This is a genomic window from Thalassotalea litorea (assembly GCF_043642205.1).
GTDB lineage: Bacteria > Pseudomonadota > Gammaproteobacteria > Enterobacterales > Alteromonadaceae > Thalassotalea_A > Thalassotalea_A litorea.
Map to the genome: position 1 here is coordinate 20,281 of NZ_JBHZSG010000038.1, position 15,122 is coordinate 35,402.

15 protein-coding genes are annotated in these 15,122 nt (G+C 44.1%); 8 read left to right on the forward strand and 7 right to left on the reverse strand.

The genetic code is table 11. The features are described 5' to 3' along the window. Window positions 1-41 precede the first annotated feature (41 nt). Window positions 42-938: a LysR family transcriptional regulator gene (locus tag ACHUFQ_RS13850; RefSeq protein ID WP_394176413.1), complete on the reverse strand. Its 897-nt coding sequence runs from the start codon at window positions 936-938 to the stop codon at window positions 42-44. 108 nt (window positions 939-1,046) lie between these two features. On the opposite strand from ACHUFQ_RS13850, the gene ACHUFQ_RS13855 reads away from it, so the two are divergent. From ACHUFQ_RS13855 to ACHUFQ_RS13870, 4 genes are all read left to right on the forward strand, one after another. Then, window positions 1,047-2,039, forward strand: coding sequence for a zinc-dependent alcohol dehydrogenase family protein (locus ACHUFQ_RS13855; protein WP_394176415.1), 993 nt, complete (start codon window positions 1,047-1,049; stop codon window positions 2,037-2,039). Between the two features lie 8 nt (window positions 2,040-2,047). Next, on the forward strand, window positions 2,048-2,854 hold the full coding sequence (locus ACHUFQ_RS13860) for an SDR family NAD(P)-dependent oxidoreductase (RefSeq protein WP_394176417.1): 807 nt from the start codon (window positions 2,048-2,050) through the stop codon (window positions 2,852-2,854). An 18-nt stretch (window positions 2,855-2,872) separates the two neighbouring features. Then, on the forward strand, window positions 2,873-3,427 hold the full coding sequence (locus ACHUFQ_RS13865) for a carboxymuconolactone decarboxylase family protein (protein ID WP_394176418.1): 555 nt from the start codon (window positions 2,873-2,875) through the stop codon (window positions 3,425-3,427). 86 nt (window positions 3,428-3,513) lie between these two features. Then, on the forward strand, window positions 3,514-4,056 hold the full coding sequence (locus tag ACHUFQ_RS13870; RefSeq protein ID WP_394176420.1) for a DUF6942 family protein: 543 nt from the start codon (window positions 3,514-3,516) through the stop codon (window positions 4,054-4,056). Window positions 4,057-4,391: 335 nt separating this feature from the next. Here the strand turns inward: ACHUFQ_RS13870 and arsB are convergent, their stop codons facing one another. After that, the gene (gene arsB, locus ACHUFQ_RS13875; protein ID WP_394176421.1) at window positions 4,392-5,411 is read right to left on the reverse strand and encodes an ACR3 family arsenite efflux transporter; all 1,020 of its coding nucleotides are present in this window, start codon (window positions 5,409-5,411) and stop codon (window positions 4,392-4,394) included. Between the two features lie 808 nt (window positions 5,412-6,219). On the opposite strand from arsB, the gene ACHUFQ_RS13880 reads away from it, so the two are divergent. Next, complete coding sequence (locus tag ACHUFQ_RS13880) at window positions 6,220-6,687, forward strand: DUF3574 domain-containing protein (RefSeq protein WP_394176422.1); 468 nt, start codon at window positions 6,220-6,222, stop codon at window positions 6,685-6,687. A 26-nt stretch (window positions 6,688-6,713) separates the two neighbouring features. Here ACHUFQ_RS13880 and ACHUFQ_RS13885 read toward each other — a convergent pair whose 3' ends face one another. Both ACHUFQ_RS13885 and ACHUFQ_RS13890 read right to left on the reverse strand, forming a co-directional pair. Next, entirely contained in the window at window positions 6,714-6,902 is a 189-nt protein-coding gene (locus tag ACHUFQ_RS13885) for a DUF4250 domain-containing protein (protein ID WP_394176424.1), read from the reverse strand. Continuing rightward, window positions 6,853-7,092 (reverse strand): DUF2061 domain-containing protein, encoded by a 240-nt coding sequence (locus tag ACHUFQ_RS13890; protein ID WP_394176426.1) that lies wholly within the window; start codon window positions 7,090-7,092, stop codon window positions 6,853-6,855. The genes ACHUFQ_RS13885 and ACHUFQ_RS13890 overlap by 50 nt, the downstream gene beginning before the upstream one ends. Window positions 7,093-7,585: 493 nt before the next feature. Between ACHUFQ_RS13890 and ACHUFQ_RS13895 the strand changes: the two genes are divergently transcribed. Then, window positions 7,586-8,227: a PEP-CTERM sorting domain-containing protein gene (locus ACHUFQ_RS13895; RefSeq protein WP_394176428.1), complete on the forward strand. Its 642-nt coding sequence runs from the start codon at window positions 7,586-7,588 to the stop codon at window positions 8,225-8,227. 79 nt (window positions 8,228-8,306) lie between these two features. Here the strand turns inward: ACHUFQ_RS13895 and ACHUFQ_RS13900 are convergent, their stop codons facing one another. From ACHUFQ_RS13900 to ahpC, 3 genes are all read right to left on the reverse strand, one after another. After that, the gene (locus tag ACHUFQ_RS13900) at window positions 8,307-9,677 is read right to left on the reverse strand and encodes an MFS transporter (protein ID WP_394176430.1); all 1,371 of its coding nucleotides are present in this window, start codon (window positions 9,675-9,677) and stop codon (window positions 8,307-8,309) included. A 118-nt stretch (window positions 9,678-9,795) separates the two neighbouring features. Continuing rightward, a complete protein-coding gene (gene ahpF / locus ACHUFQ_RS13905; RefSeq protein ID WP_394176432.1) occupies window positions 9,796-11,355 on the reverse strand; it encodes an alkyl hydroperoxide reductase subunit F in 1,560 nt (519 codons plus the stop codon). A gap of 77 nt (window positions 11,356-11,432) precedes the next feature. Further along, window positions 11,433-11,996, reverse strand: a complete 564-nt coding sequence (gene ahpC, locus ACHUFQ_RS13910) for an alkyl hydroperoxide reductase subunit C (protein ID WP_138321502.1) — start codon at window positions 11,994-11,996, stop codon at window positions 11,433-11,435. Window positions 11,997-12,143: 147 nt separating this feature from the next. On the opposite strand from ahpC, the gene ACHUFQ_RS13915 reads away from it, so the two are divergent. Beyond that, window positions 12,144-13,037: a hydrogen peroxide-inducible genes activator gene (locus tag ACHUFQ_RS13915; protein ID WP_394176435.1), complete on the forward strand. Its 894-nt coding sequence runs from the start codon at window positions 12,144-12,146 to the stop codon at window positions 13,035-13,037. Between the two features lie 1,206 nt (window positions 13,038-14,243). Then, entirely contained in the window at window positions 14,244-14,888 is a 645-nt protein-coding gene (locus ACHUFQ_RS13920; protein WP_394176436.1) for a PEP-CTERM sorting domain-containing protein, read from the forward strand. Window positions 14,889-15,122: the final 234 nt, after the last annotated feature.

Consider the following 15,122-nt stretch of genomic DNA (forward strand, 5'->3'; position numbering starts at 1 on the left):
GTTTGTTAATTTTGGCTGTCACCCGGGATAAAATTGGATAGCTAGATTTTATCCCAGTAAGGCTTCTCCCCGAATCGTTCGGCGAAAAAATCGATAAAGGCTCTAACTTTAGGCGCCAGTAATCGAGCACTGGGATACACCGCCCAGATATCGGTGTCAGAGGTTAATTGATAGTCTTTTAAGACTTGAACTAATTCGCCGTTTTCCAAAGCCTGATAGGCAATCCAGGTAGAACATACACTGATCCCTAAACCATCAATGCAGGCATCGCGCATCGCCTGACCATCATCAACTCGTAATCGTGCTGTCGGTCGAACGGAATAACTCTTACCGTTATCGCTAAACACCCAATTCTCCAAACCAATAAGATTGACACACCAATGATCAGTTAAGTCTTCAGGAGATTCTGGTTCGCCATGGTTTTTAAGATAATCAGGTGATGCGACCAGAATCCGCGTATCAGGGGCTAATTTACGGGCAATCAGTGTGGAATCATGGAGGGCGGCATTACGAATGGCGATATCGAACCCTCCTTCGACCAAATTTACCATAGTATCCGAAAGTCTTAAATCTAGGGTTAAATCTGGAAACTTTTCCAGGAAGGCTTTCAGTGCTGGCTGGATATGCATGCGACCAAACGAGGCGGGAGCCGCGATTCGCAATGTCCCCTGGGGCGTTTTTTTACCCACTCCGACGGAGGCTCTGGCCGCTTCTACCTGATCTAACACATCCAAAGCGTGTGGTAAAAACGCCTGGCCTTGTTCGGTCAATGAAACTTTTCTCGTAGTGCGGTTAAGCAAGCGGGTGCCGAGTTCCAACTCAAGCTTATTTAAATACGAGCTGGCAACCGCAGGAGAAAGCCCCAATTCCTTGCCAGCTGAACTAATATTATGAGTGTTTGCCAGTCGAACGAATAATTTCAAATGGTCTATGTTCATAGCACTTTCAATAAAAACTAAAAACTGCTTGTAGAGTATCGCAGATTGTTAATGTTTTGTACGTAAATATACTAGTCTTCAAGCAAATCATAAATGAGGAATCTGAAAATGAAAGCCAACCTTATTCGTAGTTTTGGTGATAGTCATGTGTTTGCAATGGCCGATGTGGAAAAGCCGCAGGTGAAACCCGGACACCTGTTGATTAACATTGCCGCAAGTAGCATTAATACGGTTGATACCATGATCCGGGCGATGGGCACAGATTTACCGTTTGCGCCGCCATTGCCAGCCATCTTAGGTATGGATTTTGCGGGTACTGTTGAAGAAGTGGGTGATAATGTTTCTGGATTCAACGTCGGTGATGAAGTGTATGGTTGTGCCGGCGGTTTAGGGGATTTATCCGGAACGTTAGCAGAATTTATACTAGCAGATGCCAAGCTGATCGCTCACAAACCGAAATCTTTATCAATGCGTGAAGCGGCCGCCATTCCCTTAGTTGGTATTACTGCCTACGAAGGTTTGCAACGCGCTGGTATCACTCAGGGGCAACGTGTTTTGGTCCACGGCGGCAGTGGCGGTGTTGGTCATATTGCCATTCAGCTGGCGAATTTCTTTGGTGGCAAAGTCTTTTCGACCGGTGGCGGAGACAAGCAATTGCAGATGATTGAAAGCCTGGGGGCTACGGGAATTAACTACACGACCGAATCCGTAGCCGATTATGTGGGCAAGCATACAGGTGGAGTAGGATTCGAGTTGATTTTCGATTCGGTCGGTGGCGAAAATATGCTGAACTCCTTTGAAGCTGCCGCGTTAAACGGCCAGATCGCGAGTACAGTTGCACTCGTGGCGTTGGATTTATCGCTAGCGCATATGAAAGGGCTGTCGCTACATGTAGTGTTTATGCTTATTCAAATGATCCATAACGTCAGACGCGAGGAACATGGTCAGATCCTCCAACACCTTGCTGAAATTGCTGATGCTGGCGGTTTAAAGCCTGTGGTTGATGACAATGTGTTTTCATTAGCACAGGCTGGTGAAGCACAGGACTTTCTGAACAGTGGTAAAGCCATGGGGAAAGTGATTATTGACAACACATTGTGAGAGTAACGATGAAAAAAGTGATTTTGTTAACAGGGGCCACCGATGGTATCGGTTTGCAAACGGCGCAGAAACTGGCCTCTGACGGACACCATTTATTATTGCATGGCCGCAATGAGACTAAGCTCGCGCATATCATCAGCGAATTAAAGGCCGAATATCCGATAGCGGATGTTGAGGCTTACGTTGCCGATTTGTCGAGTTTCAGAGATGTTACTGAATTGGCAGATAATATTGCAGAGCATCATCAGCATCTCGATGTCGTCATCAATAATGCTGGCGTTTTTAAGGTACCGCAAAGTATCACTGCTGATGATCTTGATGTCAGGTTTGTGGTTAATACTTTAGCGCCGTACGTGTTGACCAAAGCGTTACTGTCGAGAATGGATAACGGGGGGCGCGTGGTAAACCTGTCCTCGGCGGCACAAGCAAGCGTTGATTTACAGGCGTTACAGGGGAAAAAAGAGCTGGATGATAATGGTGCTTATGCGCAGAGTAAGCTGGCAATAACTATGTGGTCAAAACATCTCGCGGATCAGTTGCGAGATGCCGGGCCTGCGATAATTGCCGTTAACCCTGCATCGTTTCTGGGCAGCAAAATGGTTAAAGAAGCTTATGGTGTTGCAGGCGGTGATCTGTCTATCGGCGCCGATATTTTGTGTCGCGCGGCGTTATCGGACGAATTTAATGACGCATCGGGGAAATATTTTGATAACGACAGCGGTCAATTTGCCAAGCCCCATAGCGACGCGCAAAACGCAGAAAAAAATGCAGCTTTAGTCGCGGCTATGGATGACATTCTTGTACAATTTGTATAAACCTTTATAGGAAAAACCATGAGTAAATTCACCATTCATAATCTGGAAACTGCCCCCGAGCAAAGTAAGCCTCTGCTAGAGGCATCGCAACAAGCTTATCAGATGATACCTAACCTCCACGGCGTGATGGCAGAAGCTCCAGGTTTATTGGAAGGGTACCAGCAACTTGGCAAGTTGTTCGAGCAAACTTCCTTCGACGCTGAGGAGCTTACCGTAGTTTGGCAAACCGTCAATGTTGAACATGAATGCCATTATTGTGTGCCTGCCCATACCGGCATTGCCCACTCGATGAAGGTTGATCCGGCCTTAACCGAAGCATTACGCAACCGTCAGCCGATGCTAAATGACAAACTGCAGGCACTGCAGGATACGGTATTGATTCTGGTTAGAAACCGAGGTCACATAAGTGACGATGAGGTTAAACGTTTTTATGATGCGGGATATGGTCAGCAACAACTGCTTGAAATCATTCTCGGCATCGCCATGAAGGTGATGAGTAACTATACCAACCATATTGCCGACACTCCTGTGGACAAACCATTTCAACAATTTGCCTGGGATCCAAAAGGCTAACTGTAGCATCATCATCTTTCACCTGAATTTCCCGCCGGTTTCACGTAAACTGGCGGTGTTTATCGGATAATTGATTCAGGTTTTTTGTGTTTGAAGAATATGGGCTAGGGCAAAGGGGCGCACAATTTCAGGTGTATATTGCCAATAAACCCGACTATCAGGATGTTCCAGAACTAGCGCATATTCGTGCTCTGGAAAAGGGCGATATTGCGGCCATAGGTCAGGCTTGTGGTAATGGTTGGCGTAAAGTTTTTAATGTCTATGCCAAACTGGTTTATGCACTGGCTGGAATGAATCATACGCTTCCCAATTTTGTTGCGCTCACCGACAATTTTCCAAGTTGGCAGGCATATCGGGAGCAGCAATTACTGCAGTCACATAGTCAAACTTCGTTGTTATTTTCCAAACCAGATTTTGATCACTTCCAAAATTTAACTATACGTATTGTTATGGGGCGGACCTACGCTAAAACGCTGGCAATACCTAATCTTGTGTGGCTGAATGAAGAATTTGCGATTAGCGAAAGCCAAAACTTAATCGTCTGTCCTTATTTTGATTATCGACAACTATCAAATATAAAAATCATCTATCTGTGTGATTTGATAAAGAAGCTAACTGACATTCAATAAGAAATGTCGCAAGTTGGACGGGTATTAGGACGCTGTCGGCGACTCTGCCCTTACATCGAGATAAATTTCACTGCGACTCCACCATCGAAGTGACTTTTACTTCGATTCCACCTTCAAAATCCTATTTTGACTCCAACTGCTCAGCCTCCCTCTTAAGGCAAAAAACGCAGGGTGTTTTGGCTATTGGGGATAGCCGCTTTGCATCGAGATGCGATTAATCTCGACTCCACCATCGAAGTGGCTTTTACTTCGACTCCACCTTCAAAATCCTATTTTGACTCCAACTGCTCAGCTTCCCTCTTAAGGTAAAAAACGCCCGCAGGGTGTTTTTAAAATTAATTGTCGAACACATGTCTCGTTCTATTGGCTATCGCCACCAATGAGAGCATCACGGGAACTTCTACCAACACGCCAACGACCGTTGCTAACGCTGCGCCAGAATGCAAACCAAAAAGAGAAATAGCGACAGCAACAGCCAATTCAAAGAAGTTGGATGTACTGATCATGCATGCGGGAGCGGCAATATTGTGAGGTAATTTCATCGCTTTGGCGGCGCCATAGCTAATAAAAAAAATGCCATAGGTTTGGATCAATAAGGGAATCGCGATAAGGACGATAATTTGCGGTTTCTCAGTGATGACTTCTGCCTGAAACCCAAACAGCAACACCACAGTACCAAGCAATCCCGCCATCGACCAGGGCTTGATCTTGGCCAGAAAGTGCTCTAGCTCATGCTTGTCTTTACTTGACTCCAATTTCTTGCGGGTCCATATACCGGCAATTAAGGGAATGAGGACATAAAGAACAACACTGAGTAGCAAGGTCTCCCAGGGTACCTGAATATCACTAACCCCAAGCAGGAAAGCGGCAATGGGCGCAAACGCAAATATCATGATGATATCATTAACCGATACCTGTACCAGGGTGTAATTGGCATCACCTTTGGTGAGTTGACTCCAGACAAAGACCATAGCGGTACAGGGCGCTACTCCCAGTAAAATCATTCCCGCGATGTATTCATTGGCCGATTGCGGGTCAACCAAATCGACAAAAATAACCCGGAAAAATAGCCAGCCTAATGCGGCCATGGTAAACGGTTTAATTAGCCAGTTCACCACCAGGGTCAGGATAAGACCTTTGGGTTTTTTACCGACATCTTTGATGGATGAAAAGTCGATTTGCACCATCATCGGATAAATCATCACCCAGATCAAAATGGCGACAATAAAATTAACGTTAGCAAATTCAAGTGCTGCCAGAGATGCAAATAAATCAGGAAAAATATTCCCTAATATAACACCGGCAATGATACAAATGCCTACCCACAAAGAGAGATAGCGTTCAAAGATGCCCATTTCGGTTAATTTGCCTCAAAGTTAAGAATGTATAAAGCTTAGCCGAAAATAGACGCCTAAATGCATCCTAATCCAGACACCCATAAACGAATCCTAATCCAGACACCCATAGATGCATCCAAAACCAGCCAGCCATAAACGAATTTTAATCCAGACACCCATAGATGAATCTTAATCCAGACACCCATAAATGAATCCTTACTTAGAAACTCATGAATAAAAATCCAACCCTCGATTTTTAGAAACCCCGGGATGACATATATAAAAGGTTTTATCCTAATTGCTCAGTACCTGCGGAAGATTCGCCTTTTATGTTCGCTGAGGTGGGTGTCTTCTTAAGGCATTTTGTTAAAACATGGCTGAGGTGGATGTCTTGTTAACATTGTCTTGTGAACATTGTTAACGCATATTACCGCGCAGGTGGAGGAGGAAAACGTGTTTAATCCTCCTGCATTGCTTCACTACAATTGGGTACTGAATGCCTCGTAAACTGTTTTTGCAATGGGTGTCTTGTTAACACGTTCAATTGGGTGTCCTGTTAAAGGTAGGGGTTGATATTAGGATGGGTGTCCTGTTAACGCGCTTTCGTATACTGAAGTTTGGATTTCTCCGCCAAATTTAGCGAGCAGGTGCACGCCCAACTATGGCTGGCGCATATCTGCATAAGCAGAATGAGAAGCAAAGGGCATTTTGCATGCAACCGTGTTTATCAATAGGTTCATGGTGTACCCTTAGTTTGGTATTTGCGTAATCTGAACGTCGCACCTTTAGCGAATAAATGTTATTGAACTCAATATTGGGAATATACATGTTGGCCCATTTCTGTCCTTTTGTGAGCATTAGACGAGTCCTTCTGCTCTGTTTGGTTGTTATTGTCAACCTTGCCTGTGGTTGTAGTTTTGATGCGTCTAATCCGCCATCCGTTGATAGCTCGATTGCTTCTGTTCCTTCTGAATCTCCGCATATTGTTGTGCATATTTATTTTGGCCTGTCAGAGCAAGGTGGAACTCCAATTCTTGAATCGCAATGGCTCGAATTTGAAACTCAGGTATTGGCTGAGAAATTTGACGGATTCACTCTGTATGATGCCAAAGGTTATTTCAATGGGAAATCCGAAGGTAGTAAGGTCGTGGTGTTGGTTACTAACGAAGAGGATCTATTAACCGTCAGGCAGGTTAGCGAAATATATCGTCATCGATTTAACCAGCATTCTGTGATGGTGACAGTTTCGTCACTTCAGCAATGGTTGTTTATCGAAGCGGACAATCAGAATTAGTCACTATGCAATGTGATTAATGCGCTTTAAACCTGCTTGAATTGATTTACTTTGTCGTTATATCGCCAGCCTATGTGTTTGAGTTTTTCAAGAATGATTACTTCATCCAATTGATAAAATTGACATAAACGAGATAAATCATCATGGTGATTTCGTAACGCCATATTAAGCAGGCTGAGTAGTATATCGGCGTTCATATCCTGATGCGGTTTCATTAAGTTTACCTCTTAATTGTAATTGCGATTTCCTGACCCAGATTTTTTCATGGAAATGGTAAGCAATGGTGTTGATTAAAGGCTCAACAATTGCAACCAGACTACCCAGTAACAGATCGCCAGTGAGTAAATACGTAACCATGAAGGCTACGGTAAAATGAGTGATAGCAAAACTTAAGGTTTTAGTCATTGTAAGCTCCGTTTTGTGATTTATCGGCGGTTATTTACACTGGTCTTAATTTTCTGAAAAGAGTATTTGATCAGCGATGTTAGCTAGAGAAGATATTCTCGTTGATTTTATTCGATGATGACATTGACTTTTTCCTATGCTTATCTTCAATTAAAGCGAACGTATCGCGTTAACTTGTCGGATTAATTTACTACTCGGGTTAGGGGTATACCGCTACTTATCACCTCCATTCACTAACTTATTGTTTATTCGCAAAATTATTATTTTTTTATTTTTTGGCGTAATAAATGCATTCCTAATTTGCCTGACTTTTCGAGATAAAAGAATTTTGAGTCGTACCGTTAGTACGAAAAGACATGGCTCCCCAAGCAGTGGTTTACCGGGGAAGTAATAACAGTAATAAAGGTGATAGATGTAAATGGTTTTACAATATTAATAACAATCTTCCAGTTATGTCTTTCGTGCAATTTCTTATAGAATCGAGGGGCAACCTATGAAATTTATTTCAACTCTTATGTCAGCAAGCCTGCTGGCTCTATCCATGGGCACAGCTAATGCCGCTGTCGTCGACGGGCAATCGGATTTTATTGAAAATGATGATGATTCCTGGACGTTTATTTTTGATCTGGTTTCGGCCGATATTGATGGCGAAGGCGATGGTTTATTGTTTAGTCTTGACGAGTTTAGTTTTGAGTTTGTCGTGACTGGCGATGGTATGGTCGTTCAGGATTATCCAGCGGATGGAGGTCTTGGTCTATACAATGGCGCTGACGGCGATAACTTAGCCGGCGGTGAAATGTTAACATTTTCCTTCAATGAAGGTATTACCTTAGTTAGCATTGCATTTAATGGCTTAATAGAAGGTGATGGTCATCAGGAACTGGCAGATGGTATGGCTACTGTTAATGGATTTAGTGTAGATGCGGCCGACTATTCGTTAACCGGGCAAGGAACGTTACCAGATGGTGGTCTCGTATCTAGCTTTGATGTTGTTGCAGATGCTGGTTTTACAGGATACGTGGAGTCCATTACCTTTTACATTGGTGAGCCACCACTTGGTGTTCCAGAGCCAGGTACGATGTTATTATTAGCATCGGGTTTATTGGGTTGTCGTTTCTTTAAACGTCGCAGCTAAGGTTGTCGAAATTAACGTCAATACACAATCCTAATGTAAATTGAAACAAATAAAAGAGTGGGCTTGGTAATCATCCATCTCACTCTTTTTTATGCGCCTCGAAATCTCCAGCCATACCTGCATTTTCATCTGTGTTATCAGTGAGTTTATCCGATTCTGCTTCCTGTTCTCCATCTCGCTCTAGTTCTGATTCCGGTTTTTCATTCAAGAGTTGTTCATGAGCAACCTCTTCATCGATTCTCGGATCGAGTGTTGCCGCAAGCGGCGATGAGCTTAAATCTGATGTTGTGACGATATAGTCGCTGTTTTGTGGCGTTTCACTTCTCAATCGGGTGTTCATAAATATCAATATCACCAGTAGGGTTGAAGCAATGCTTGCCATCAAGGCATAAAGCAAGGAGTACCCAAAAATGTCCATTGCTTTGGCGATTAAAGGCGTGCCAAAACCTGCACCAACGCCAAACGTTACCAGTAACGCGGTAGATACACCCACTCGGTCATCTTGTTCCACTCGGGAGTTTGCAAGAGCCGAGGCTAGCGGATACAGAGAAAATGCGAATAGGCCGAACAGGGCGCTGACCGACAATAAATATTCAAAGGTAAAGGGCATGATGCAAATGACGATGCAAACGATGGCCAGACACAAAACGTTAATGCGAATCAGCAAGCTTCTCGGATAACGGTCTGAAAGGTAACCCATCGGCCATTGAGCGATAAGACCCGCAAGAACCGTACTACTCATAATAAGAGCGATTTGTTGAGCGCTAAACCCAGATTCTTTCATTAATACCGGCGATAGGCCGTAAAAACACGAAATAATCATGCTCGATAAGAGAATTGTGGTTAGCGCCTGGGGCGTCTTGTGCCAATAAGGTAATACACTGAAGTGCGTTTCTTTTAGCGGCGATGGGTGAATGCGTCGAGTTGTCGCGATAGGAATAATACACAGGGATACGCAAATAATGACCAGCAGCAAGGGCTCAGCGCCTAAATTTCCAAACCAGGAAATCGTGTACTGACCTATCACCATTCCTAAATAAGCGGTGATCATATAAAACGCAAATATTCGCCCGCGATGTTCGTGCTCTGCCTGCTCATTTAGCCAGCTTTCCAGCACCATAAAATTACACATCATGCCAATACCAAAGATAAATCGAACCACTAGCCATACGGCGATGTGATCGTTTAATGCGTGCATCGCACAACAGGCAATAATCAATCCGGTACTCGCGGCATATGCGCGAATATGTCCCACCTGTTTGATTAACAGATACCCGGCTTTTGAACCTGTCAGCAAACCCGCATAATAGCTGCTCATCAACAAACCAATCCAGAATGCATTCACATTACTTTTGGTTAAATACAAAGCCAAATATGTGGTTAATAAGCCAGTGCCAATGGCCAATAAAAGGTTGCTGAAATAGAGGGCTGGAAAAGACTTGATGGTCATTGTTGAAGGCGTGAATATTAGTCGTTGACGTAAATTCTAGCTCAAGTTTTATAAAGAAAATATAAAAAAATTGGCAATTTCATTATTGAAATTGCCAACTAAATAATTGTCCAAAGCATTACGCTGCGCGAAGCAGATAATCGAAGGCAGACAGCGAGGCTTTTGATCCTTCTCCCATAGCAATGACAATCTGCTTGTAAGGCACGGTGGTTACATCACCACAGGCAAAAATTCCCGGTTCAGACGTCTGGCCTTTTTCATCGATAATAATTTCACCAAATTTATTTCGTTCAACTAAGCCGTCGACAAAGTCAGAATTGGGTACCAGACCGATCTGCACAAACACACCATCCAAATCCAAATCGATTATCTCATCACTATTTCGATCCTGATAGCGTATACCGGTGACTTGGGTTCCATCACTAAGAATTTTATCGGTTCTTGCACTTTTTACGATGCGAATGTTGGCCGCTTGTTCGGCTTTTTCCACTAATACCTTATCGGCTTTCAGTTCCGGTAGAAACTCAAATAAGGTTACGCTTTTTACCATGCCTGCCAAATCGAGAGCCGCTTCAACACCTGAGTTACCGCCGCCGATTACGGCGACATCTTTGCCTTTGAAAAATGGTCCGTCACAGTGTGGACAATAAGCGACACCCTGGCCGATGTTTTCTTTTTCACCTTCGACACCCAGCTCACGCCATTTTGCGCCAGTGGCGATAATCAGGGTTTTGGTGGTTAAGACTTCACCGCTTGAAAGCGTTAAGGTTTTGATATCACCTTTTTCGATTTTATCGACACGAATATGCTCTTTAAGATTGATTTCATAGTCGTTCATGTGGCGAATCAGATTGCCCGTTAACTCTGTTCCCGTGGTTTGCGAAACGGAAATCAGGTTTTCAATACCCACAGTGTCTTTTACCTGGCCACCAATACGATCGGCGATTAGCGTTACTTTCAAACCTTTGCGGGCACTGTAAATTGCAGCTGAAACTCCCGCCGGACCGCCACCAATAACCGTTACGTCCTGAGTTGGTAACTGTTCAGTGTTTGCCGAGGCTTTTAACTTGCTGCCAAGGTTCTGCTGCAGTTTTTCAATCAACACCGCGGTATCAACTTTACCGTTGGCGAACGGTTCACCATTGAGATAAACACTCGGTACACCCTGGATGTTGCGCGTTTCAATAAGATCTGGATACAAGCCACCATCGATCATTTCACTACTAATATGTGGGTTCAATAGTGCAAACTGATTTAATGCCTGTACTACATCAGGACAATTGTGGCATGACAGACTGACAAACACTTCAAAGTGCAAAGGTTCTGCAACGGATTTGATCAGGCTTTGCAAGCTGCTATCAAGCTTAAGTGCAGTCCCTGATGATTGTAAAATAGCTAAAATCAGAGAGTTAAACTCATGACCAGCTGGAATGCCTGAAAAAATTACACCATTAAATTCATTATCAACTTCCAGAGCAAAACTCAGTGGACTGTTTAGCCCACAGTCAAACGTATCCGTTCGCCATTGTAAGTTATCACTGACCGAACACAGTTTTTCTATGAAATCTTGTAATTCCTGACGTTTGGGGTGGTCACCCGGTTGCAAAACCAGAGTGACGGTGTTTGCCATGTTTTTTGTGTAAGCCTTAAGAGCATTTAAAATATCGTTATTAAGCATAGGGTTTACATCCCGGATAATATTGGAGAAAAGCGGGCTTAGCGGCCCGCTACTTGAATTTAGCGACGATAGTTGGTTTAGATTTTGCCAACTAAGTCCAGGCTAGGCGTTAGTGTTTCTTCACCTTGTTCCCAGGCTGCTGGACATACTTCGCCATCATTTTCACGTACATATTGTGCCGCTTTCACTTTACGAACCATGTCTTTGGCACTGCGTCCGATACCACCGTTGTGAATTTCTGCCACCTGAATAATGCCGTCAGGGTCAGCCAAAAAGGTACCGCGCATTGCCATGTGATCTTCTTCAATCATCACATCAAAGCCACGAGTGATGTGACCGGTTTGGTCGCCAAGCATCGGAAATCTGATTTTACCAATCGCTTCACTGGTGTCATGCCAGGCTTTGTGAGAGAAGTGAGTGTCAGTGGATACCGCATAAACTTCAACACCAAGCTGTTGTAACTCATCATAGTGATTTGCCATATCTTCTAATTCTGTTGGGCATACAAAAGTGAAGTCAGCTGGATAGAATAAAAAGATCGACCACTTGCCTTTCACATCATCACTGCTAATGGTTTTGAACTCGCCATTATGAAACGCTTCCGCTTTAAATTCTGGGATAGATTGATTGATTTTAGCCATTGTTGTTTTCCTCATTTGTGGTACATGTAAAACGTTAATAATGTTGGGTTGCCCCGACTCGATGTACATAGATTAATGAAGGGGGCTTGATTAATAAAATTAATTAATTAGAATTTAATAATCAGTTTTATTGAATTATGGTTTGAGATGATCTCATTAAAGCAAATCCATTACGCATTAGCGGTAGAGAAATTTTTACACTTTAAAAATGCAGCGGAATATTGTGCGGTGTCGCAATCGGCATTAAGTACCGCGATAAATGAACTGGAAAAGCAGCTTGGCGTCACCATTTTCGAGCGGGACAATAAAAAGGTGCTAGTGACCCCATTGGGCAAGGATATTTTGCAACAGGCGAGAAAAATTAAGCTTGATGTAGATGAATTGTATTTACTTTCGCAAATGCATAAACAACCGTTATCGATGCCAATGAGTATCGGTGTTATACCAACCATCGCTCCCTACTTGTTGCCTAAAGTACTACCTGGAGTACGCAGGCTATATCCGCAATCGCAACTGAAAATTGTCGAAGAAAAGTCCAGTGTTCTGGTAGATATGGTACGCCAGGGAGATCTTGATACGGCGATTTTAGCGCTGCCTTTTCCCCACGAGGGTCTGATTGCCTTTGAATTCTGGCAAGAGGATTTTTACTGGGTAACCCATAAAGACGATAAATTGGCAGACCGGGAAGAAATACGTTCCGATGAAATGGCCTTGTCACATCTTTTATTGCTTAAAGACGGTCATTGTCTAAAAGAGCATGCGCTGGCAGCTTGTCATCTGCCGGGCAATCAAAATGACACGGGGTTGAGCGGAACAAGTCTAACCACATTGGTACAGATGGTTGCAGGACAGCTTGGCACCACGGTGGTTCCCGAAATGGCGTTAGACTCTCTGCTAGCAAATAGCAATGAACTCAGAGCGGTTCATCTTAATGAGCCAGGGCCGCACCGAACGTTGGCATTTTTAATCCGTCCTAATTACGTCGGCACTGCAAATATCGAAAGCTTGATCGCGTGTTTTAGGGAACAGCTGAGCAACTAGCGAGCTATGAGGGTACATTCTCAACGGTACTATCGTCATCCTCACCATCGTCCAAGTGCCATGCCACAGTTACCCAAGTACCAGCCAACGTCATCCTCATTCCTTTCGTCATCTTCACGTCTCCTCGTCATCCTCACGTCTCCCCGTCATCGTCGTTCCTTCCGTCATCCTCACGTCTCCCCGTCATCCTCACGTCTCCCCGTCATCCTCACGAAAGTGGGGATCTGCTTTTGCATTAGATTCCCAGTAGTACCTGGGAATGACGGAGAGGGTGCGGGAGGAATAAAAAACCTAATCCCGGCGGTTTTTTGGGTGGAGGACTTCGTCGGGTGGATAAAACCTTAGTCCCGGCAGGTTTTTGGGTGGAGGACTTCGTCGGGTGGATAAAAACCTTAGTCCCGGCAGGTTTTTAGGTGACGACTTCGTCGGTTAAAAACAACTGGGCACTGCCCTTGCAGTCTTCCTAACACAGGGTTTTTAGCTGTTTTTGTCACCTTTGTTGCTTTAGTTTGCATTGTGTAACGTCTTCCTCACGTCTCCCCGTCATCCTCACGTCTCCCCGTCATCCCACGTCTCCCCGTCATCCTCACGAAAGTGGGGATCTGCTTTTGCATTAGATTCCCAGTAGTATCTGGGAATGACGGAAGGGGAGTCACCCGAGGTGTGCTTTAACGCGCACCTTATTTCGTCATCCTCGCGTCTCCTCGTCATCCCTACGTCTCCCTGTCATCCTCACGAAAGTGGGGATCTGCTTTTGCATTAGATTCCCAGTAGTATCTGGGAATGACGGAAGGGGAGTTACCCGAGGTGTACTTTAACGCGCACCTTATTTCATCATCCTCACGTCTCCCCGTCATCCTCACGTCTCCCCGTCATCCCCACGAAAGTGGGGAGCTGCTTTTGCATTAGATTCCCAGTAGTATCTGGGAATGACGGGATGGTAGTGCAGGTGGGGATCTTGTAAATTTGACCCCGCGCCTATCGTCAAAGTCTTTTACAGCTTACCGTAAATCTTGCATTCGTGTTTTATCGTTAGCTTGTAACCTATTGAAAAATAGTTTGAATAAAATCATTCATCAATATGGTTCGATTCCTGCATTGAACGCATTGCTTGCAATACCAAGCCGCATAGATTCTTCAGGTCATAATACTAATAAGTACTCCTTGAATTATTGTCATTAATTAATGTTCAGTTAAGGAGAGTTCATGAAACTTCTCAAAAAACTAATTTTTGCAACCTGCCTTACCTTTTTGTCAGCGCAAAGTTTTGCCGCAGTGATCCCTGGGCAAACTGATTATGTTGAAAATGAAGACGGTTCGTTGACGTTCATCTTTGACTTGGTATCTTCGGATATTGTTGGTGAGGGCATGGGGCTGTCGTTTGCCTATTTTGGTCTAGAACTTATCGTTACAAGTCAGGAGGTCGTTATTCAGGATTTCCCTGCCAATGGCGGCTTAGGTGTCGATAGCAGCGCTGATGGCGATAATCTGGCCTTTGGTGATGTGCTTATTCTGGCTTTTAATGAAGCCGTAACCATAACGGGTATTAGCTTTAATGGCCTGATGGGGCAAGATGGTCATCAGGAAATGGCTGATGGTCTGGTGCTTGTTGATGGTGGCGTACTCGATACTGCCAACTATTACGAGGTAGGGTCAGCTTTAGCCGTACCTTTATCCGGCAGTACATTTACAATTGCCGGTGCTACTGACCAGTTTACCGGGTACTTAGAATCCTTAACGTTTTTTATCGGTGAACCACCGCAGGGAATTCCAGAGCCTGGTACCATGTTTCTATTTGCCGCGGCATTACTGGGTATTAGTGGTATGAAAGTTCGTCGTCGCAAATCTTAGTGACGATAGCTGAGCGAAACAGGAATACCCATCATTGCGGTATTTCTGAATCGCAAGTGGGCATCCTTGCTATCGGCTTAAAATATCCGAAACTGTCAGGATGCTACGCAGTTGATACATCATTTTTGAAACAGTCGACAGGTAGCTATCGACTGTTTTATACCAATCACATTAAATTATTGCTCACTCAGTGAGAATTTAAAGGCTTTTAGACAAGGCTTTGATTGCAGAGAA